Genomic DNA, 476 nt, shown 5'->3' with positions numbered 1-476 from the left:
ACCACGACGGCCATTTCGACAACTTCCTGCAGGTGATCCACGACAACATCGGCGTGGCCGATGCGCCGATGATCTCGAACGCGGCGGCGCCCGTCGCGATGCACGCGTTCGACGGCTCGGCGATCAAGGACGACTACGCGACGCTCGCGAACTGGTACGCGCAGCGTGCGGCGGTGCCGGGGCCGGTCGCGCTGTACTACAACACGATCAGCCTGCACGACGGCAACCGCGTCGTCGGCAGCGCGCTGACGAGCATCGACTCGTATCCGCAGCGCGCGACGAAAATGATGACCGATTTCGATCGTCTCGCCGACCTGATCGCGCAATCGGGCCGCCGCGCGGTGATCGTGTTCGTGCCCGAGCACGGCGCCGCGTTGCGCGGCGACAAGAACCAGGTCGCGGGCCTGCGCGAGATTCCGACGCCGCGCATCGTGCACGGGCCGGTCGGCGTGCGGCTCGTCGGCTTCGCCGGCAAC

General features: G+C 68.5%; 1 protein-coding gene. It reads left to right on the top strand.

Translation table 11 applies throughout. From position 1 onward, the window contains the following. The coding region (gene bcsG / locus M3196_RS21755) for a cellulose biosynthesis protein BcsG (protein WP_251324372.1) at positions 1–476 on the top strand (476 nt) is incomplete at both ends.

It is taken from the genome of Fictibacillus nanhaiensis, from assembly GCF_023715445.1.
GTDB lineage: Bacteria > Bacillota > Bacilli > Bacillales > Fictibacillaceae > Fictibacillus > Fictibacillus nanhaiensis_D.
The sequence above is the reverse complement of the archived record's forward strand: the minus strand, read 5'-3'. Positions and strand labels throughout refer to the sequence as shown.